Origin of the sequence: Enterobacter sp. BIDMC 30, assembly GCF_000534355.1 — a bacterium.
GTDB classification, from domain to species: domain Bacteria; phylum Pseudomonadota; class Gammaproteobacteria; order Enterobacterales; family Enterobacteriaceae; genus Enterobacter; species Enterobacter ludwigii.
Genome location: NZ_KI973169.1, coordinates 1639809 through 1658471, shown reverse-complemented (window position 1 = coordinate 1658471; position 18663 = coordinate 1639809). Strand labels below are relative to the sequence as shown.

Below are 18663 nucleotides of genomic sequence, written 5' to 3'. Positions count from 1 at the left end.
CTCACTTGCACAGACATCAACCTTCGTTGTGCATCTCTAAACTTTCGAGATCGTTTTGCAGCTGGACGGCCTTCGCATCGTCGTTGCGCAGCGAATCAAGGTAGTCGAGGTACTGCTGGTCAACGTCTTTCGTCACGTAGACGCCATTAAACACAGAGCATTCGAACTGCTGAATATCCGGGTTCTCAGCGCGTACTGCGTCGATAAGATCGTTCAGATCCTGGAAAATCAGGCCGTCGGCACCGATGATCTGACGAATTTCGTCCACTTCACGACCGTGAGCGATCAGCTCGTTGGCGGTTGGCATATCGATGCCGTACACGTTCGGGAAACGAATTTCCGGTGCGGCTGAGGCCAGATACACTTTCTTCGCACCCGCTTCGCGCGCCATCTCAATAATCTGTTCTGAAGTGGTGCCACGAACGATGGAGTCATCCACCAGCAGTACGTTTTTATCGCGGAACTCAGCGCGGTTTGCGTTCAGTTTACGACGCACGGACTTACGGCGCAGCTGCTGACCCGGCATGATAAAGGTACGACCAACGTAGCGGTTTTTCACAAACCCCTGACGGTATGGCTTGTCCAGAATGCGGGCGATTTCCAGAGCGATATCGCAGGACGTTTCCGGAATAGGAATAACGACGTCGATATCCAGATCGTCCCATTCGCGGGCAATCTTCTCGCCAAGTTTTGTCCCCATGTTCACGCGCGCGCTGTAAACGGAAATCTTGTCGATAAACGAGTCCGGACGGGCGAAGTAAACATATTCAAACAGGCACGGATTGCTCACCGGGTTGTCAGCACACTGGCGGGTGAACAGCTGGCCCTTCTCAGTGATATAGACCGCTTCGCCAGGCGCAACATCACGCAGGAACTCGAAGCCCAGGGTATCCAGCGCCACGCTTTCAGAGGCAACCATGTATTCGGTACGACCATCACCGAGATCGCGCTTACCGAGTACCAGCGGGCGGATGCCGTTTGGATCGCGGAAGGCAACCATCCCGTGGCCGATAATCATCGCCACGCAGGCATACGCACCACGGATCTGGCGGTTAGTCGCGGCAACGGCGGCAAAAATGTTGTCTGCTTCCAGCGGGTAGTGACGGAAGTTATCCAGCTCGCTGGCAAAGATATTGAGCAGAATTTCAGAATCAGAGGTAGTGTTAATGTGGCGACGTTTCTCTTCGAACAACTTCTTACGCAGCTCGTGCGCGTTGGTCAGGTTGCCATTGTGGGCAAGCGTGATGCCATACGGTGAGTTGACGTAGAAAGGCTGAGCCTCAGAGGCGCTGGAACTGCCAGCAGTAGGATAACGAACGTGACCGATCCCCATATTACCTTGCAGACGCTGCATATGGCGGGCTTCAAACACATCATTTACCAGACCATTCGCCTTACGTAAACGGAAGCAGTTGTTTGCATCAATGGTGATGATACCCGCAGCATCCTGCCCACGGTGCTGAAGCACCGTTAACGCGTCATAAATCGACTGGTTTACCGGCATGAAACCGGCGATACCGACAATACCGCACATTCGTCTTTTCCTCGTTAAGCCACATCTCAGAGCGCATTACGCTCTGGGCAAGAAACTCGACGAGCTTTGCAGATAGTCAAAGAACCATCTGATGATGAAACTGAACTCTGGAATGAGCTGCGATTTTTGCCAGTCTTCACTTTTGGAGAACCCGGTAAAGGTATCCAGGAAGAACAGGATCGCGGCCACAATCAGCACGCCTCGTAGTGCGCCGAAACAGATCCCGAGTACCCTGTCTGTTCCTGACAGACCGGTTTTCTCGACCAGCTGACCTATCACGTAATTTACGATAGCGCCGACAATCAGCGTCGCGATAAACAGCACCGCGATAGCTATTCCATTTCGGACCAGTTCATCTTCAAAGCCCGTGAACCAGACAGACAGGTAAGTGTAGTAATGACTGGCAACAAAGAAAGCACAACCCCAGGTTACCAGCGATAACGCTTCACGAACAAAGCCACGGATCAGGCTAACCAGACAGGAAAAACCAATCACCGCAATGATGGCGTAATCAATCCAGACCATATGTGTCCCACGATTTAACGCCCTGTCATCCAGTTCGGGGCGAATTCTAACAGAAAAAGAAAACGTTTGCGTAGGGATTTCCTTCCCGCGCGTAAATAAAAAAGGCGCTGAAAAAATGTTCAACGCCGTGGCTTTTTACGTCTCTGTGGACGTCTGCCGTCACTCTTCCCCCTACCCTCTCCTCATAGAAAGGATAAGGGTGAGGGAGGGGTTAGTTCGCGCTGTAGCTCATCACCACACCGCTCAGGCCGGAGATCTGCTTCAGCTCACCCAGCGATCCTTTAAGCTTATCTTTGGACGCTTCTGGCCCCACGAGAATACGGGTAATTTTACCCTGTACCGGCGTGGAAGGTGAAGTGTAAACACGATATCCCGCACTGCGCAGTTTACCCACCACCTCATTGACCTTATCGGCATTTTTCAGCGCCCCCAGCTGCACGACGTAGGCTTTGCCCGTCGGAGCGGCTTCCTGCTGAGCCGGTTTCGCCGGAGGCGGTGTCTCAGTCGCTGCGGCAAGCTGTTCGCTCGTTTTATCACGCTGCGGTTTCGGCTGCGTTTTTTCGACCGGCTTCGGTTTCTCAGCCGGTTTAGGCTGCACGACCGGAACCGGTACAGGATCGATATCGTTGGTGTTGCTCGCCGCCAGACGAGACGGATCAAGAGACGGCGCAGCCGCATCACCCGCGCGAACCTCTTCCGCTGCGCCTTCCGGCGGCTGAGCAGGAAGGGCCTGTGTCGCCGCAGGCAGCATATCCGGCTCGTCGCGATCGCCCGGTTTCGGTACCAGTGGAATGGCTGCAAACTCATCCTGATAGTGCTTTTTCTGCCCGTCGAGCAGGCCCGGGAGAATAATGACTCCCAGCGCCACCAGCACTATTGTTCCTGCTAAACGGTTCTGAAACTTACTCGCCACCGGTTCTCCCCGCGTCCATCACTTCCATGACATGTGCCACCGTGTGGAACGAGCCACACACCAGCACGGTATCTTCTGGTTTAGCATCCGCCATCGCGGCATGCCAGGCCTGAGCCACGCTATTATAGATTGCGCCTTTGCCGAGATGTTCCATCAACTGCTCAGCGGTCGCCCCGCGTGGCCCCTCCAGAGGAGCACAATACCAGCTATCGACCACACTCTCCATGCAGGCCAGCGTACCGCCAATATCTTTATCATGAAGCATACCGATAACCGCCAGCACGCGCCCGGTTTTTGGTAACGAATTGAGACGTCCCGCGAGATACGCCGCGGCATGCGGGTTATGCGCCACATCGAGGATCAGGCGCGGTGACTCGCTGACAATCTGGAAACGCCCGGGCAGGATCGCCCGCTCAATGCCCTCGCGAATCGCCTGCTCGCTCACCGCCAGACCGCTTGCGCGCAGTGCCGCCAGCGCGGTTGCCGCGTTAGGCTGCGGCACCTGCGGCAATGGCAGGTTGTCCAGTGCGCCCTGCGCATCGCTTAAGCGCCAGCCGTCTGCCTGAACCTCATACTGCCAGTCTACGCCACGGCGCAGCAGACGCGCCCCCGTCTCATTCGCCACCTCTGCAATGGTGTGCGGCATATCCGGCTCGCCGACCACGGCAGGTTTATTCGCCCGGAAAATCCCGGCTTTCTCGCGACCAATGCTTTCGCGATCCGGCCCCAGCCAGTCGGTATGATCCAGCGCAATGCTGGTCACGACGGCCACATCCGCATCCACCATGTTGGTGGCATCAAGACGCCCGCCGAGGCCGACTTCCAAAATCACCACGTCCAGCTGCGCCTGCTTAAACAACCACAGTGCCGACAGGGTGCCGTATTCAAAATAGGTTAATGAAATTTCACCGCGCGCAGCTTCAATTTCCGCGAAAGAGGCGGTATGCGCTGATTCCGGCAGCTCGCGATTTTGCACACGCACCCGCTCGGTATACCGCACGAGGTGTGGAGAGCTGTAAACGCCAACCTTATAGCCTGCTGCCATCAGGACAGATTCCAGCGTACGGCACGTCGTGCCTTTACCGTTCGTTCCGGCAACGGTGAACACAAACGGCGCTGGTTTCAGTACGTCGAGACGCGCGGCAACCTGGCTTACGCGCTCAAGCCCCATATCGATGGTTTTACTGTGCAGGTTTTCCAGATAAGAAAGCCACGCGGCCAGGGGCGACGTGGCTTGGGGAATGCTTTTATTTTCCATGATGCCCGGTCATTAACAGTTGAGAAAGCAAAAGGGCAGCGCCATCCGGCCCTGCCCTTTTCAGTTATCAGGCCTCGGGTTCCTGATCCGGTACCACCACGCCTTCGCGCGGCTCATCCGGGTTCGGCGCTGGCAGATTCATCAGCTTCGCCAGGATGCTTGCCAGTTTCAGGCGCATCTCCGGACGGCGGACGATCATGTCGATAGCGCCTTTCTCGATGAGGAACTCACTGCGCTGGAAGCCCGGCGGCAGTTTTTCACGTACGGTCTGTTCGATGACGCGGGGACCCGCAAAACCGATCAGCGCTTTCGGCTCAGCGATGTTCAGATCGCCCAGCATGGCAAAGCTTGCGGAAACGCCACCCATCGTCGGGTCGGTCAGCACGGAGATGTACGGCAAACCGCGCTCCTGCATTTTCGCCAGCGCAGCAGAGGTTTTCGCCATCTGCATCAGCGACATCAGCGCTTCCTGCATACGTGCACCACCGGAAGCGGAGAAGCAGATCAGCGGGCAGTTGTCTTCCAGCGCCTGCTCAACGGCACGCACAAAGCGCGCACCCACGACAGAGCCCATTGAGCCACCCATAAAGGAGAACTCAAACGCGGCAGCCACCACCGGCATCGTGTGCAGGGTGCCTTTCATGACGATCAGCGCGTCTTTCTCGCCGGTCTCTTTCTGTGCAGAGGCCAGACGGTCTTTGTATTTTTTGGAATCACGGAACTTCAGCACGTCTTTTGGCTCAAGCTCGCTACCCAGTTCTACCAGAGAACCTTCGTCCAGCAGGCTATGCAGGCGATTACGCGCCGTCATACGCATGTGGTGGTCACACTTCGGACACACCTCAAGATTGCGTTCCAGCTCTGCGCGGTACAGAACCTGGCCGCAGCTATCACACTTCGTCCATACCCCTTCAGGAATGCTCGCTTTACGAGTCGGGGTTATGTTGCTTTTAATTCGTTCAATCCAGCTCATTGATAACCTTTCTGCCTGAACCTGGTCGTATGCCAGTTTTGCTATAAGAGGCGAATAATGCCATTTTTGCCTCCAACAGACCATGAATGTTGCACATTAAAACATAACAGCCCGAAACTTTGGATAAAAAAGTGGTCGAACCGCCAGTATGCATTTACTTCGCTTGCTTTGCTGCCGCACGTCGGTGACGAATAATCTCAATAACGCCAGGCAGTACCGAAAGCACAATAATCGCTACAATCAGCAACTTAAGGTTTTCCTGGACCACCGGGAGATCGCCAAACAGGTAGCCGGCATAGGTAAACAGCAACACCCACAGCAGCGCGCCAACAACGTTATATGCCGCAAAGTGACGATAGGACATATGCCCCATTCCCGCCACAAACGGTGCAAATGTACGCACAATAGGCACAAAACGGGCAAGGATAATGGTTTTGCCGCCATGGCGTTCATAGAACGCATGGGTTTTGTCGAGATAGCTGCGACGGAAAATTTTCGAGTCCGGATTGCTGAAAAGCCGCTCACCAAACACCCGTCCAATCGTGTAGTTCACCGCATCACCAATAATCGCGGCGATAACCATCAACACAACCATCAGATGCACATTCAAATCGTTAGTCGGTAACGCGGATAATGCGCCGGCCACGAACAGCAGTGAATCCCCCGGCAGGAACGGGGTGACAACCAGACCGGTTTCACAGAACAGAATGAGGAACAGAATAGCGTAAACCCAGACGCCGTACTGCGCGACCAGCTCCGCCAGGTGAACATCAATATGCAGGATGAAATCAATCAAAAAACGTATTACGTCCATTTTGTCTAAGCCTTAATTGCACCTTTGATTAGTCCGCTAAAAACAGCGGGCCCATTGGCGGTTTCGGCAGGTCAAACCGATCCGGATAGTCTACCGAGACCAGATACAGCCCTTCCGCTTTCGCCGTGGCTGCCGCAAGCGTTCTGTCCTTCGCTGCCAGCAGTTCTGCAATCCAGCTCTCCGGCTGGTGTCCGGCACCCACTTCCATCAGGCTGCCCACAATATTCCGCACCATATGATGTACAAAGGCATTGGCTTTGATATCCACCACCACATACGCGCCATAACGGCTGACGTTTATGTGCATGACATTACGCCACGGCGTACGGGACTGGCACTGCACCGCACGGAACGAGGTAAAGTCATTTTCACCAATCAGACACTGCGCCGCACGATGCATACGTTCAGCATCAAGCGGTTCATAAAAATGCGTCACGCCCTGGCTTAACACCGCCGGACGTAGACGCTGATTGTAGATGACATAGCGGTAACGGCGCGCGGTGGCGCTGAAACGCGCATGAAAATCATCGGGAACATCTTTAACCCAACGAACCGCAATGTCTCCAGGTAAATTCGCATTCACCCCCAGCGTCCATGCGGCGTCCTTTCGCACAGCGGTGGTTTCAAAATGAACCACCTGCCCCGTGCCGTGAACGCCGGCATCCGTACGCCCGGCACAGAAAACGACTATCGGTTCGTTCGCCACCTGAGAGAGCGCTTTTTCCAGTTTTTCCTGGACGCTGCGCACCTCATTTTGACGCTGCCAGCCATAATACTTACTGCCATCGTACTCAATACCGAGGGCAATTTTATGAACAGGCTTGTGATCCACGTCTGACATCAGTACAGGTACTCCTGCACGAGTTTCTCCGCAATTTTCACCGCCATCAGCGCGCCGCCAAAGCGAACGTTATCGGCAACTGACCAGAACTGGATCTGCTCAGGCATTCCGTAATCGTTACGCACGCAGCCAACAGACAGATGTGCACTACCGGTCGCATCACCAACCTGCGTCGGGAACTCACTCTCTTCGGAGAGGGCGATATCCTCACCGCGACCAAACGCGTCACGCGCTTCTTCTGCGGCGAGCGGGCGCAGCGCTTCAAAACCGACCATCTGCGCGTGGCCGTAGAAGACAGGAGACTGCACGCAGCTGGCAGAGATCATCAGGCCGTCATCCTGCAGGATTTTGCGGACTTCATCGACAATACGGCGCTCTTCGCGCACGCTGCCTTCGCGATCCGGCAGCAGTGGCAGCATGTTAAACGCCAGCTGGCGACCAAAATAGTCGTCTTCATCAATCGGAACGCCGCTCAGCAATTTCGCGCTCTGCCCGGCCAGCGCGTTAACCGCTTGCTTGCCGTTGGCAGACGCAGACAGCAGGCTGGTGACGAAGATACGCGACAGGCCGCCTTCATCGATCAGCGGTTTCAGCGCGGTAAGCAGCTGACTGGTCAGGCTGTTCGGTACGGCGATAACGTTGCGGTTACGGTAGTCTGCCAGCACAAACGGGTTCACATCCGGCACCACCAGCGGCACATCCGGCTCAAGCGCGAACAGACCGCTTAAATCAATCACCAGACAACCCGAGTTGGTGGCCTCTTCAATGTAAGACGCCGTAGCCTCAGCACCGGCTGCAAAAAACGCCAGCTGCGCCTGAGTCCAGTCGAACCCGGCCGCATCCTGAACCATGACAGATTTACCGCCAAAACGCAGATGTTCACCCGCGCTATCTGTACGCGCCAGCGCATAGATATCACCCACCGGGAACTGACGCTCAGCAAGGGTTTCGAGCAGGGCTTCACCCACGGCACCCGTGGCACCTAAAATGGCAATGTTCCAGCCTTCAGACATGGTGGTTTACTCCAGAAATAAAAAAGCGTCCCTGTCGGAGTATCCAACAGGGAGCATTAAGAAGACATTAATGTGCCGGGTGATGAACGGCGTTAAAACCCAGTTTATGCAGCTGCGTCGCAGCCGTTGCGTCGTCGCAAATCACATACAGGGAAGACCACTCGCGGCGCTCAACATAGTTCTTGCGCAGCTTATCAAACTCACCCGGAATACCCGCCACTTTACGCAGCAGCGCGTCATCGCGGCGCACATCATACACCAAATGGACCAGTCGTTTCAGCGTTGCCTGATCGAGTGGCCCGTGCAGGGTAATGCGGCCAAATTCAGGCGCAGGCAGTAAGGTATCCAGCGCCACCTGCTGTGGATGGCCGATAAAGGCGCTATAGGCCTCAAAGACCTGCGTCGTGCCGCGGGCTTTTCCTTCAAGGGTATAACCGGCTATATGCGCCGTTGCGACGTCCACCTTGTTAAGCAGCGCAACGTTAAGCTCAGGCTCCGGCTCCCAGACGTCCAGCACCACGCTAAGCGCTTGCCCCTCGTCCAGACATTTCAGCAGCGCAAGGTTATCGACCACCGGGCCCCGGCAGGCATTTATCAGAATAGTGCCAGGCTTCAGACGACGGATCAGGGCTTCGTCAGCAAGGTGCAGCGACTTATAAGGCCCCTCTTTAAACAGCGGCGTATGGAAAGTGATCACATCGCACTGTGCAACCAGTTCATCCAGCGAACGGAAGTCGCCTTCATCACCGTTGTCTTTGCGCGGCGGATCGCACAGCAGGGTGCGAATGCCTAACGCCTCGAGACGTTTATGCAGGCGCCCGCCCACGTTGCCCACACCAACAATCCCGACGGTACGGTCCTGCAACGCAAAACCGTCGCGCTCTGCCAGCATCAGCAGGGAGGAGAAGACATATTCCACGACCGCAATGGCGTTGCAGCCCGGCGCGGCTGAAAAACCGATCCCCGCCTGCTTAAGCCATTTATCATCCACATGATCCGTCCCTGCCGTTGCGGTCCCGACAAATTTCACCGCTTTGCCGGAGAGCAACGCCTCATTTACTTTGGTTACCGAGCGCACCATCAGCGCGTCTGCATCATCCAGCTCGTTTACCGGGATCGGCCGACCCGGGACAGCCTTAACGTTGCCGAGGCGGCTAAAGAGCTCGCGGGCATAAGGCATATTTTCATCAACGAGGATTTTCACGTCTGAGTACCTGTTTGAGAGGAAGAAAACCCATCAAGTGTGCCATAATCTGGCCGCCAGGCATATACGTCTGCCAGGTTTACGCTGAGTTTTGACTTTAAGGATTTTTTGACGATGCAGCCCATTTCAGGTACGCCGCCGCGCCCTCCGGGTGAAGGCCCTGTCACGCCAAACGTTGCAGGCGAACAACCGCTATCCACACAACAGCGCACCGTGCTGGAGCGACTGATCACGCGTCTGATCGCGCTGACGTCGCAGCAAAACGCGGAAGTCTGGGCTGGGGTAAAGCACGATTTAGGTGTCAGGAACGACGCACCTTTGCAGTCGCGCCATTTCCCTGCTGCCGAGCAAAACCTGAACCAGCGGATTGATACTGCACAGCAGAATCACAGCACACGCCAGATTGTCTCGCAGCTGACCGAGCTGTTGGGCCATGGAAATAACCGCCAGGCGGTGAGTGATTTTATTCGCCAGCAGTTTGGTCAGACCGCCCTGAGCCAGCTGACCCCGGAACAGCTCAAAACCGTACTGACGCTGCTGCAAACCAATCAGCTGTCAATTCCACAGCCTCAGCAACGCCCTGCGACCGAGCGTCCGCTGCTGCCTGCCGAGCACAACACGCTCAAGCAGATGGTGACCAAGCTGGCCGCCGCCACCGGCGAACCGACGAAGCTTATCTGGCAATCAATGCTGGAACTCTCCGGCGTAAAAGCGGGCGAGCTGATCCCGGCGAAACAGTTTACGCATCTGGTGACCTGGCTACAGGCGCGTCAGACGCTCAGCACCCAGACCGCTCCAACCCTGCACACGGTTCAGGCGGCACTTAAGCAGCCGCTGGAGCCCAACGAATTTGACGCCATTCGTGATTACGCCCAGCAGACCTGGCAGGCCACACCGCAAACGGTACTGACCACCGCGCAGGTGCAGGATGTGCTCAACCAGATTTTCGTTCGCCGCGCCGAACGCGAAGGAGGCGTGCCGGAGGCACGAAACATACAGCCAATCTACAATCCGCTGTTTGCGCCGGTGGTGGAAACGTTCAGAACCCTCTCTGCCCGTCCAGGGTTGATGTTTATTGCGTTAATGATTGCACTGGCGATTTTCTGGCTGGTCGCATAACGGTTTCGCCCGGTGGCGCTACGCCTGCCGGGCCGACAGCACACCGGGGAAGGCTTGCCGCCCCGGCACTTAACCGCTAAGACTGACGAAACGCCACCAGCGTCACCACAATGCCCACAACCGCTGCAACCGCGCCCGCCAGGAAAACAGACGGATACCCGAACGACGTTGCTAAAAGACCTGCCAGCGGCCCGGTTACCCCGTATGAGATATCCTGAAACGCCGCATAGCCGCCAAGCGCCGTGCCACGCACCTGTGGGGCGACACGTTTTACCACCTCCACGCCCAACGCCGGGAAAATAAGCGAACATCCGCAGCCGGTCAACGCCGCGCCTAACAACGCTACGGACGCAACGGGTGCACTCCACAGTAACAGCAAACCCAGGGTTTCAATCACCAGTGACGCCACTGCAACCTTCACGCCGCCAAAACGATCCGGCATCCAGCCGAACAGCACGCGCATTAAGACAAATGCGCCACCAAAGGCGGTCAGCGTAAAACCTGCCATCGCCCAGCCGCGGCTCATAAAGTAGAGCGAGACGAACGTACCGATTACCGCAAAACCGACGCCCTGCAGGGCCAGGCCAAGGCCCGGCTGCCAGATTTGGCCCACCACGCTCCACAAAGACGGGCGCACCCCTTTATGGGCAGGGACTTTACGTACCGGACCGTTGAATGCCCATGCCAGCAGCGGCAGCATCAGGGTGGTCGCTGCCAGCGCGGCAAAGCCAAAGTGGCTGTGGATAAGCAACCCGAGCGGGGCGCCTGCGGCAAGCGCGCCATAAATGGCCATGCCATTCCAGGACATGACTTTGCCGGAGCGCGCAGGCCCCACCAGCCCCATACCCCATGTCAGCGTACCGGTCAGGAGCTGGCTTTCACCAAAGCCCAGGATTAAACGCCCCACGATCAGCAGCGAAAATTTATACGCAGCGTCAACCGGCAGGAGAGCGGCCAGCAGCCATGCACCTCCCGCCAGACCACAGGCAAACATGCCCTGTAACGCCGAGCGTTTTGCTCCGTGCTGATCCGCCAGACGTCCGGCATAACCGCGGGTTAATACCGTAGCCAGGAACTGAATACCCACGGCGACGCCGACCATGGTGTTGCCATAGCCCAGCTCCTGATGAACAAACAGCGGGATCACCGGCAGCGGCAGGCCGACGGTCATATAGGTCAGGAACACCGCAAACGCGATGCGAAACAGCGAGACGTTCGCTGAAGAGGTTGTTTCTGTTTGAGTGACTGCAGTCATGCTTTACTCCGAAATGAAGAGTAAGGCGGGGAAAAACCACGCCCCCTCTTCCTGATAACCAGGATTTAGGTGCGTTGGTTGACGTTGAACGCTTACGCATTATCGTGAGGATAATGTTGAGGTAGGAAGTTTGCCTGCGAGATCAGCCGCTTGTCAATGCATAAAAAAAGGGAGCCGTCAGGCTCCCCTTTTGAATCAGTCAGAACTTATGCGTTGTACTTACGCATCACCAGCGTGGCGTTAGTACCGCCGAAACCGAAGCTGTTGGACATGACGGTAGTCAGTGTCGCTTCTTTTGGCTGGGTCACGATGTTCAGACCTGCGGCCTGCTCGTCCATCTCGTCAATGTTGATGCTTGGGGCGATAAAGCCATTTTCCAGCATCAGCAGAGAGTAGATCGCTTCCTGAACGCCAGCAGCACCCAGAGAGTGACCGGTCATGGCTTTTGTCGCGGAGATAGCCGGGCTGTTGTCGCCGAACACTTCACGGATCGCACCCAGCTCTTTCACGTCGCCTACCGGAGTAGAGGTACCGTGGGAGTTCAGGTAGTCGATTGGCGTGTCAACGCCGTGCATCGCCATCTTCATGCAGCGCACTGCGCCTTCACCGGATGGAGCCACCATGTCAGCGCCGTCAGACGTTGCACCGTAGCCCACGATCTCAGCGTAGATGTGTGCACCACGTGCCAGCGCGTGCTCCAGCTCTTCAACCACAACCATACCGCCGCCGCCTGCGATAACGAAACCGTCACGGTGCGCATCATAGGTACGGGATGCTTTATCCGGAGTTTCGTTATATTTGGTGGACAGTGCACCCATTGCGTCGAATTCACAGGCCATTTCCCAGCCCAGTTCTTCGCCGCCGCCAGCAAACACGATGTCCTGTTTACCCAGCTGGATCTGCTCAACCGCATTACCGATGCAGTGTGCGGAGGTCGCACAGGCAGAGCTGATGGAGTAGTTAACGCCGTGGATTTTGAACGGGGTCGCCAGGCAAGCGGAAACCGCTGAACCCATGGCTTTAGTCACAACATAAGGACCTACCGCTTTCAGACCACGTGGGCTACGCATTGCGTCGGCACCAAAAACCTGCGCTTTAGATGAGCCACCGGAACCGGCGATCAGACCTACGCGTGGGTTGTTCTGGTAAACTTCCGCGCTCAGACCCGCATCCGCAATCGCTTCCTGCATGGAGAGATAAGCATAAATAGAGGCATCGTTCATGAAACGAACCACTTTACGGTCAATCAAACCGGTGGTGTCCAGTTTGACGTTACCCCATACGTGGCTACGCATACCTGAATCTTTAAACTCTTCAGAGAAAGTGATCCCGGAGCGTCCTTCACGCAGAGATGCCAGGACTTCCTGCTGGTTATTACCGATGCTGGAAACGATGCCCAGGCCAGTAATCACTGCACGTTTCATTCAATACCTCTGTAAGTCGCACTATATTAAGTTTCGAGTCGCACAATAGCGTACACTTGTACGCCGAACAAGTCCGATCAGACATTTTCTGCGGAAATTTGCACCGATGGACGCACATCGTTAAGATCGTGTCACTGCCTGTCAGACGAGTAACTTACGTGAAACAAAACGCTATACAACCCGCCAACCTCGAATTCAACGCTGAGGGTACACCTGTTTCCCGAGATTTTGATGACGTCTACTTTTCTAATGATAACGGACTGGAAGAAACCCGCTATGTTTTCCTCGACGGAAACCAGTTAAACGCCCGTTTCCCCACGCATCCGCGCAGTCTGTTCGTGGTCGCCGAGAGCGGGTTTGGTACCGGTCTGAATTTTCTCACCCTCTGGCAGATGTTCGATCAGTTTCGCGCTGCTCACCCTGACGCTACACTGCAAAGATTACATTTCATCAGTTTTGAAAAATTTCCGCTCACCGCGCATGACCTTCGTCTGGCACATCAACACTGGCCGGAACTTGCGCCATGGGCGGAGCAGCTTCAGGCGCATTGGCCGCCGCACCTCGGCGGTTGCCATCGTCTGCTGCTGGACGGCGGGCGCGTCACGCTGGATCTGTGGCTCGGCGACATCAATGAACTGACCGATAAGCTTGATGATTCAATGAATCAGAAAGTGGACGCATGGTTCCTTGATGGTTTTGCCCCCGCCAAGAATCCGGACATGTGGAGCCAGCATCTGTTTAACGCAATGGCACGCCTGGCGCGTCCTGGCGCAACGCTCGCGACCTTCACCTCGGCAGGCTTTGTCCGCCGCGGATTGCAGGAGGCCGGCTTTACCATGCAAAAGACCAAAGGTTTTGGTCGCAAGCGCGACATGCTGGTCGGAAGAATGGATCAGACGCTGGAGATCCCCGCTCAGACGCCCTGGTTTTCACGCAGCGCCAGCACATCACGAGAGGTAGCAATTGTCGGCGGCGGGATTGCCAGCGCCCTGCTTTCGCTCGCGCTTTTACACCGTGGCTGGCAGGTAACGCTCTACTGCGCCGACGACGCGCCGGCAAAAGGCGCTTCCGGCAACCGCCAGGGGGCGCTCTACCCACTGTTAAGCGCTCACGATCCGGCGCTGAGCCAGTTTTTCCCGGCAGCCTTTACCTTTGCCCGGCGCCTGTATGATGCCCTGCCTGTGGCGTTTGACCACGACTGGTGTGGCGTTACGCAACTGGGCTGGGATGAGAAGAGCCAGCAAAAAATCGCGCACATGTTGTCGCTGGGTCTGCCGCTCGAAATTGCCCGGGCGGCGAATGCGCAGCAGATAACCGAAACCGCGGGGGTCGATACGGGCTGCGACGGTATCCACTATCCGCTCGGTGGCTGGCTGTGTCCGGCAGATCTGACCACGGCAGCCATTGCGCTGGCGCAGTCGCGCGGGTTGACGGTGCACTATTCCCGCCAGGTCGCCTCACTTCACCACATGGAGCACTGGAACCTGCATTTCACCACCGGCGAAGAGGCGCAGCATACCTGCGTAGTGCTGGCCAACGGTCACCCTATCAGCCAGTTCATCCAGACGGAAAAGCTGCCGCTTTACCCTGTCGGAGGCCAGGTCAGCCATATCCCCACCTCGCCAGCGCTGGAAAAACTGCAGCAGGTACTCTGCTACGACGGCTATCTGACGCCACAAAATCCATCCAACGGCCACCACTGCATTGGTGCCAGCTACCATCGCGGTGAGACCGACATGCGCTACAGCGAAGACGATCAGCAGCAAAATCGCCAGCGCCTGCTCAACTGCTTCCCGCAGGCCGACTGGGCAAAAGAGGTTGATATCAGCGCCGGTGACGCGCGCTGTGGCGTACGCTGCGCCACCCGGGACCATCTGCCGATGGCGGGAAATGTGCCTGACTATGAAGCAACGCTTGAGGCCTATCAGGATCTTGCTGAAAACCGTGATACCGCGGTGAGTGCGCCAGTTTATCCGCAGCTGTTTATGCTCGGGGGGCTCGGTTCACGGGGATTATGCTCAGCGCCGTTGCTGGCCGAAGTGCTGGCGGCACAGATGAGTGATGAGCCCGTTCCGCTGGACAGCGTTACGCTTGCGGGGCTCAATCCCAACCGTTTGTGGGTACGGAAGTTACTGAAAGGAAAAAGGGTGAAGTAACGTGCGGGCCGATGTCCTCCCTCTCCCACCGGGAAAGGGAGGAGAAATGACTACCTGGCTTTTGCCTGCTGGAACAGGGTGTCCCACATACCCAGCACTAATGACTGGTCACGCGGAGAGAGTTCCCCTGCCTGGATCGCTTTCTCCAGGCTGCGGCTCACTTCATCATGAATGGCCTCGGCAGAGTGATCGTCCCCTGCTTCCAGCTCAGCGACAGCCAGCGTCAGGTGACCACGCAGATAACCGCTGGCGAACAGCTCATCATCACTGGCGTGTTCCACCATGTCATCAATTAACGCCAGAATGCGTGATTCAAATTCTGCGATCATCTTCTTTCCTCTGTTAAAGATCTTCCGGCCAAGGGAAGCATTCCGCCGTGATCTCCGGCGTGTGGTAATAATTCTGTAAGGCCTCGATCAGACGTGCCGGACGTTCCGGGATGCCTTTCTCAAGATACTCCATCACCTGCGCATGAACGCGGCGCTGGAAGACAATACGGTCTGGCTCGACCTCTCCTTCGAGGTTGTCACAGCTGACGTTAAACGGGAAACCTGCCGCCACACAGAATAACCATTCCAGCGCCTGCGGTTTCACCTCCACATCTTCAAACTGGCTCTGCGTGGCGGCGTCACGGCCGTCCGGACAATACCAGTAGCCGAAGTCCACCTGCTCACGACGCGCTTTCCCCGCAATACACCAGTGCGAAATCTCGTGTAACCCGCTGGCGTAAAAGCCGTGCGCAAACACGATACGGTTATACGGCACGTCCGCATCAGCAGGAAGATAGATCGGTTCGTCGTCGCCTTTAATCAGACGGGTATTAAAATCATCAGCAAAACAGCCATCAAAAATCTCAATCAGCTGTTCGTATTTATGGGTTGTGTTCATTAATTCATTCCCAGCCAGGTGAGGATCTCTTGTCCATGGCTGTCATAAAGCAGTTTGGCACTCATGACCGCTGAGACGACAACAATCATCGGGCGAATGAGCTTCTGTCCTTTGCTTAATACCAGACGCGAGCCCGCACGTGCGCCTAAAAACTGCCCTGCCATCATCACAAATCCGGTTGCCCAGATAACTTTGCCACCAATGATAAACAGCAGCAGGCCGCCGACGTTTGACGTCGCATTGAGCACTTTGGCGTGGGCGGTGGATTTAGCGAGGTTAAAGCCGGCCAGCGTCACGAACGCAAGGGCATAGAACGAGCCTGCTCCGGGGCCAAAGAAGCCATCGTAAAACCCGACGCAGCCACCCGCGATAAGAGCGAACGGCAGGCCATGCAGACGACGCTGCCGGTCTTCTTCCCCGAGCTTTGGCATCAACAAAAAGTAGAGACCGATGCAGATAACCAGAATGGGGAGGATCTGGCGCAGAATATCGGACTGTACATGCTGAACCAGCAGTGCACCCGAGGTCGAACCAATAAAGGTCATCAGAATATTGAGCTTCTGGTCAGCCAGACTGACGACCTTACGGCGAATAAAATAGAGTGACGCGGAGAGCGAGCCACCGCAGGCCTGAAGCTTGTTAGTGGCGAGCGCCTGTGCCGGGCTCATGCCCGCGGCCAGCAGCGCCGGTACGGTTAACAAACCACCGCCGCCCGCCAGAGCATCAATAAACCCGGCCAGCATCGCCACAAAGAAAAGCACAACCAGCAGAAGCGGCGACACCATAAACAGTTCGACGAAATTATCCATTAAAGTACATGCTCATCCAGTAGCGCCTGGCAGGAAGGCGGCAACGGAGGCGGTGTCTTCTTCTCAGGCTTAGAGGTTCCAGGTTTTGCCGGCTCAAACCAGCTCTGCAGTTCCGCACCACAGCCATCGCCTGGCGGGGGTAACGGCTGATCTTCACATTCCAGGCTGTTTGCCGGGCAGCGCAGACGAACGTGCATATGTGCACGATGCTGGAACCACGGACGCACTTTACGCAGCCAGTCGCGATCGGTGCCGGCATCCAGGCAGAGCTGCTGCTTGATGGCCGGGTTCACGAAAATCCGCGTGACATCGTTATCTTTCGCCGCCAGCTTAATCATGCTGAAGACGTCCTGCGTCCACAACGATGGCACGACGTTTTTACCGTCACGCGCCACCAGATCCAGCGCCTGCGGTTTCAGCAACTGGGCTGAACTCCAGCGCGCTTTCGGCAGTTGCAGGAAGATATCGACATCGAGACCGGTCTGGTGACTGGCGTGTCCGCCGTTGAACCGACCGCCGGCAGGCATCCCCATATCGCCAATCAGCATCGTGCCCAGCCCCAGGTTATGCACCTGGTTTCCCAGACGCTGGATAAACAGCACCAGATCCGGGTGGCCAAAATAACGACGCTGGTCGGTACGCATCACCTGATAGGTATCGGACTGCAGCGGAAGTTCCTGTGCCCCAACGATACAGCCGTTCGAGAACGCGCCAATAGACTGCGCGCTGCCCGCCACAGGATGGGTAATTTTCTGCCATGGCGTCGCGGCCAGACTGGCTCCACTGGCAAGCAGTGCCAGCAGAGCAATGACGGTTTTTTTCATGTTTACCAGCGTGGAATGGTGGTCGTCACATCCGCATTCTGCGCGCGCTGGCGCAGGAAGTGATCCATCAGTACGATCGCCAGCATCGCTTCTGCGATCGGCACCGCACGGATCCCCACACAGGGATCGTGACGTCCTTTAGTGATCATCTCAACTTCTTCGCCAGAGCGGTTAATCGTGTGGCCTGGCACGGTAATGCTGGAGGTCGGTTTCAGCGCAATATTGGCAATAATCTGCTGACCGCTGCTGATACCGCCGAGGATGCCGCCCGCGTGGTTGCTCTGGAAACCGTCTTTGGTGATTTCGTCGCGGTTCTGGCTGCCCCGCAGCGCAACGACGTCAAAACCGTCACCAATTTCTACCCCCTTCACCGCGTTGATGCTCATCAGCGCGTGAGCGATGTCCGCATCAAGACGATCAAATACCGGTTCACCCCAGCCTGGCGGTACACCATCAGCCACGACGGTGACTTTGGCACCAATAGAGTCGCCCTCTTTTTTCAGGCCACGCATCAGTTCGTCCAGCGCTTCCAGCTTATCTGCATCGGCACAGAAGAACGGATTTTGCTCGACCAGATCCCAGTCTTTGATAGCCAGTGGAATATCGCCCATCTGGGTCAGACACCCGCGGATCGCAATGCCAAATTTCTGCTGCAGGTATTTTTTGGCGATAGCCCCTGCCGCAACGCGCATCGCGGTTTCACGGGCAGACGAACGTCCGCCGCCGCGATAATCACGGAAGCCATACTTTTGTTCGTAGGTGTAATCGGCGTGTCCGGGACGGAACACATCTTTGATGGCGCCGTAATCCTGCGAGCGCTGATCGGTATTTTCAATCAGCAACCCGATGCTGGTGCCGGTGGTGCGGCCTTCGAAAACGCCGGAAAGAATTTTGACCTGGTCCGGCTCGCGACGCTGCGTGGTGTAGCGAGAAGTCCCCGGACGACGACGGTCGAGGTCGTGCTGTAAATCGGCTTCGGTCAGTTCGATGCCTGGCGGTACGCCGTCAACGATACAGCCCAGTGCCAGCCCGTGCGATTCACCAAAGGTGGTCACCCGGAATAATTGTCCAATACTGTTTCCTGCCATCACGGCTCCGATGTCGTTATTTGTG

At 56.4% G+C, this 18663-nt stretch carries 18 protein-coding genes; 2 read left to right on the top strand and 16 right to left on the bottom strand.

Features of this window, described 5'->3' with window-relative positions; genetic code table 11:
* Nucleotides 1–16 precede the first annotated feature (16 nt).
* The 9 genes from purF to pdxB all read right to left on the bottom strand — a co-directional run bounded on the left by purF (nt 17) and on the right by pdxB (nt 9075).
* Nucleotides 17–1534: an amidophosphoribosyltransferase gene (gene purF, locus L466_RS14420; RefSeq protein WP_014171028.1), complete on the bottom strand. Its 1518-nt coding sequence runs from the start codon at nt 1532–1534 to the stop codon at nt 17–19.
* A gap of 36 nt (nt 1535–1570) precedes the next feature.
* A complete protein-coding gene (gene cvpA, locus L466_RS14425; protein WP_000262116.1) occupies nt 1571–2059 on the bottom strand; it encodes a colicin V production protein in 489 nt (162 codons plus the stop codon).
* Nucleotides 2060–2270: 211 nt separating this feature from the next.
* On the bottom strand, nt 2271–2972 hold the full coding sequence (gene dedD / locus L466_RS14430; protein WP_014171030.1) for a cell division protein DedD: 702 nt from the start codon (nt 2970–2972) through the stop codon (nt 2271–2273).
* A complete protein-coding gene (gene folC, locus L466_RS14435; protein ID WP_032680548.1) occupies nt 2962–4230 on the bottom strand; it encodes a bifunctional tetrahydrofolate synthase/dihydrofolate synthase in 1269 nt (422 codons plus the stop codon). The genes dedD and folC overlap by 11 nt, the downstream gene beginning before the upstream one ends.
* A gap of 67 nt (nt 4231–4297) precedes the next feature.
* On the bottom strand, nt 4298–5203 hold the full coding sequence (gene accD, locus L466_RS14440) for an acetyl-CoA carboxylase, carboxyltransferase subunit beta (protein WP_020883123.1): 906 nt from the start codon (nt 5201–5203) through the stop codon (nt 4298–4300).
* A 154-nt stretch (nt 5204–5357) separates the two neighbouring features.
* Nucleotides 5358–6017: a DedA family protein gene (locus L466_RS14445; protein ID WP_020883122.1), complete on the bottom strand. Its 660-nt coding sequence runs from the start codon at nt 6015–6017 to the stop codon at nt 5358–5360.
* A gap of 28 nt (nt 6018–6045) precedes the next feature.
* A complete protein-coding gene (gene truA, locus L466_RS14450; RefSeq protein ID WP_032680547.1) occupies nt 6046–6858 on the bottom strand; it encodes a tRNA pseudouridine(38-40) synthase TruA in 813 nt (270 codons plus the stop codon).
* Complete coding sequence (locus L466_RS14455; protein ID WP_014171035.1) at nt 6858–7871, bottom strand: aspartate-semialdehyde dehydrogenase; 1014 nt, start codon at nt 7869–7871, stop codon at nt 6858–6860. Before L466_RS14455 ends, truA begins: the two co-directional genes overlap by 1 nt.
* 67 nt (nt 7872–7938) lie before the next feature.
* Nucleotides 7939–9075, bottom strand: a complete 1137-nt coding sequence (gene pdxB / locus L466_RS14460) for a 4-phosphoerythronate dehydrogenase PdxB (protein WP_025203570.1) — start codon at nt 9073–9075, stop codon at nt 7939–7941.
* A 114-nt stretch (nt 9076–9189) separates the two neighbouring features.
* On the opposite strand from pdxB, the gene flk reads away from it, so the two are divergent.
* Nucleotides 9190–10194 (top strand): flagella biosynthesis regulator Flk, encoded by a 1005-nt coding sequence (gene flk / locus L466_RS14465; RefSeq protein WP_032680546.1) that lies wholly within the window; start codon nt 9190–9192, stop codon nt 10192–10194.
* A 76-nt stretch (nt 10195–10270) separates the two neighbouring features.
* Here flk and L466_RS14470 read toward each other — a convergent pair whose 3' ends face one another.
* Both L466_RS14470 and fabB read right to left on the bottom strand, forming a co-directional pair.
* The gene (locus L466_RS14470) at nt 10271–11449 is read right to left on the bottom strand and encodes an MFS transporter (RefSeq protein ID WP_032680545.1); all 1179 of its coding nucleotides are present in this window, start codon (nt 11447–11449) and stop codon (nt 10271–10273) included.
* 206 nt (nt 11450–11655) lie between these two features.
* Nucleotides 11656–12873 (bottom strand): beta-ketoacyl-ACP synthase I, encoded by a 1218-nt coding sequence (gene fabB / locus L466_RS14475; RefSeq protein ID WP_014171039.1) that lies wholly within the window; start codon nt 12871–12873, stop codon nt 11656–11658.
* A 158-nt stretch (nt 12874–13031) separates the two neighbouring features.
* Between fabB and mnmC the strand changes: the two genes are divergently transcribed.
* Nucleotides 13032–15029 carry a bifunctional tRNA (5-methylaminomethyl-2-thiouridine)(34)-methyltransferase MnmC2/FAD-dependent 5-carboxymethylaminomethyl-2-thiouridine(34) oxidoreductase MnmC1 gene (mnmC, locus tag L466_RS14480; RefSeq protein ID WP_032680543.1) on the top strand — a complete coding sequence of 666 codons (1998 nt, stop codon included), beginning with the start codon at nt 13032–13034 and terminating at the stop codon, nt 15027–15029.
* Between the two features lie 50 nt (nt 15030–15079).
* Here the strand turns inward: mnmC and L466_RS14485 are convergent, their stop codons facing one another.
* Genes L466_RS14485 through aroC form a run of 5 tightly spaced genes read right to left on the bottom strand, consistent with a single transcriptional unit; the run spans nt 15080 to nt 18638 of the window.
* Nucleotides 15080–15358: a YfcL family protein gene (locus tag L466_RS14485; RefSeq protein ID WP_020883115.1), complete on the bottom strand. Its 279-nt coding sequence runs from the start codon at nt 15356–15358 to the stop codon at nt 15080–15082.
* 13 nt (nt 15359–15371) lie between these two features.
* A complete protein-coding gene (locus L466_RS14490) occupies nt 15372–15917 on the bottom strand; it encodes an elongation factor P hydroxylase (RefSeq protein WP_020883114.1) in 546 nt (181 codons plus the stop codon).
* Nucleotides 15917–16726 (bottom strand): sulfite exporter TauE/SafE family protein, encoded by an 810-nt coding sequence (locus L466_RS14495; RefSeq protein WP_014171043.1) that lies wholly within the window; start codon nt 16724–16726, stop codon nt 15917–15919. The genes L466_RS14490 and L466_RS14495 overlap by 1 nt, the downstream gene beginning before the upstream one ends.
* Nucleotides 16726–17550: a penicillin-insensitive murein endopeptidase gene (gene mepA / locus L466_RS14500; RefSeq protein WP_014171044.1), complete on the bottom strand. Its 825-nt coding sequence runs from the start codon at nt 17548–17550 to the stop codon at nt 16726–16728. Before mepA ends, L466_RS14495 begins: the two co-directional genes overlap by 1 nt.
* Nucleotides 17551–17552: 2 nt before the next feature.
* Nucleotides 17553–18638: a chorismate synthase gene (aroC, locus tag L466_RS14505; RefSeq protein WP_032680542.1), complete on the bottom strand. Its 1086-nt coding sequence runs from the start codon at nt 18636–18638 to the stop codon at nt 17553–17555.
* Between the last annotated feature and the right edge of the window lie 25 nt (nt 18639–18663).

Excerpts from the sequence above, each read along its gene's own strand:
- purF (WP_014171028.1), bottom strand. The coding sequence starts at position 1,534 with ATGTGCGGTATTGTCGGTATCGCCGGTTTCATGCCGGTAAACCAGTCG.
- cvpA (WP_000262116.1), bottom strand. The coding sequence starts at position 2,059 with ATGGTCTGGATTGATTACGCCATCATTGCGGTGATTGGTTTTTCCTGT.
- folC (WP_032680548.1), bottom strand. The coding sequence starts at position 4,230 with ATGGAAAATAAAAGCATTCCCCAAGCCACGTCGCCCCTGGCCGCGTGG.
- accD (WP_020883123.1), bottom strand. The coding sequence starts at position 5,203 with ATGAGCTGGATTGAACGAATTAAAAGCAACATAACCCCGACTCGTAAA.
- L466_RS14445 (WP_020883122.1), bottom strand. The coding sequence starts at position 6,017 with ATGGACGTAATACGTTTTTTGATTGATTTCATCCTGCATATTGATGTT.
- truA (WP_032680547.1), bottom strand. The coding sequence starts at position 6,858 with ATGTCAGACGTGGATCACAAGCCTGTTCATAAAATTGCCCTCGGTATT.
- L466_RS14455 (WP_014171035.1), bottom strand. The coding sequence starts at position 7,871 with ATGTCTGAAGGCTGGAACATTGCCATTTTAGGTGCCACGGGTGCCGTG.
- flk (WP_032680546.1), top strand. The coding sequence starts at position 9,190 with ATGCAGCCCATTTCAGGTACGCCGCCGCGCCCTCCGGGTGAAGGCCCT.
- L466_RS14470 (WP_032680545.1), bottom strand. The coding sequence starts at position 11,449 with ATGACTGCAGTCACTCAAACAGAAACAACCTCTTCAGCGAACGTCTCG.
- fabB (WP_014171039.1), bottom strand. The coding sequence starts at position 12,873 with ATGAAACGTGCAGTGATTACTGGCCTGGGCATCGTTTCCAGCATCGGT.
- L466_RS14485 (WP_020883115.1), bottom strand. The coding sequence starts at position 15,358 with ATGATCGCAGAATTTGAATCACGCATTCTGGCGTTAATTGATGACATG.
- L466_RS14490 (WP_020883114.1), bottom strand. The coding sequence starts at position 15,917 with ATGAACACAACCCATAAATACGAACAGCTGATTGAGATTTTTGATGGC.
- L466_RS14495 (WP_014171043.1), bottom strand. The coding sequence starts at position 16,726 with ATGGATAATTTCGTCGAACTGTTTATGGTGTCGCCGCTTCTGCTGGTT.
- mepA (WP_014171044.1), bottom strand. The coding sequence starts at position 17,550 with ATGAAAAAAACCGTCATTGCTCTGCTGGCACTGCTTGCCAGTGGAGCC.
- aroC (WP_032680542.1), bottom strand. The coding sequence starts at position 18,638 with ATGGCAGGAAACAGTATTGGACAATTATTCCGGGTGACCACCTTTGGT.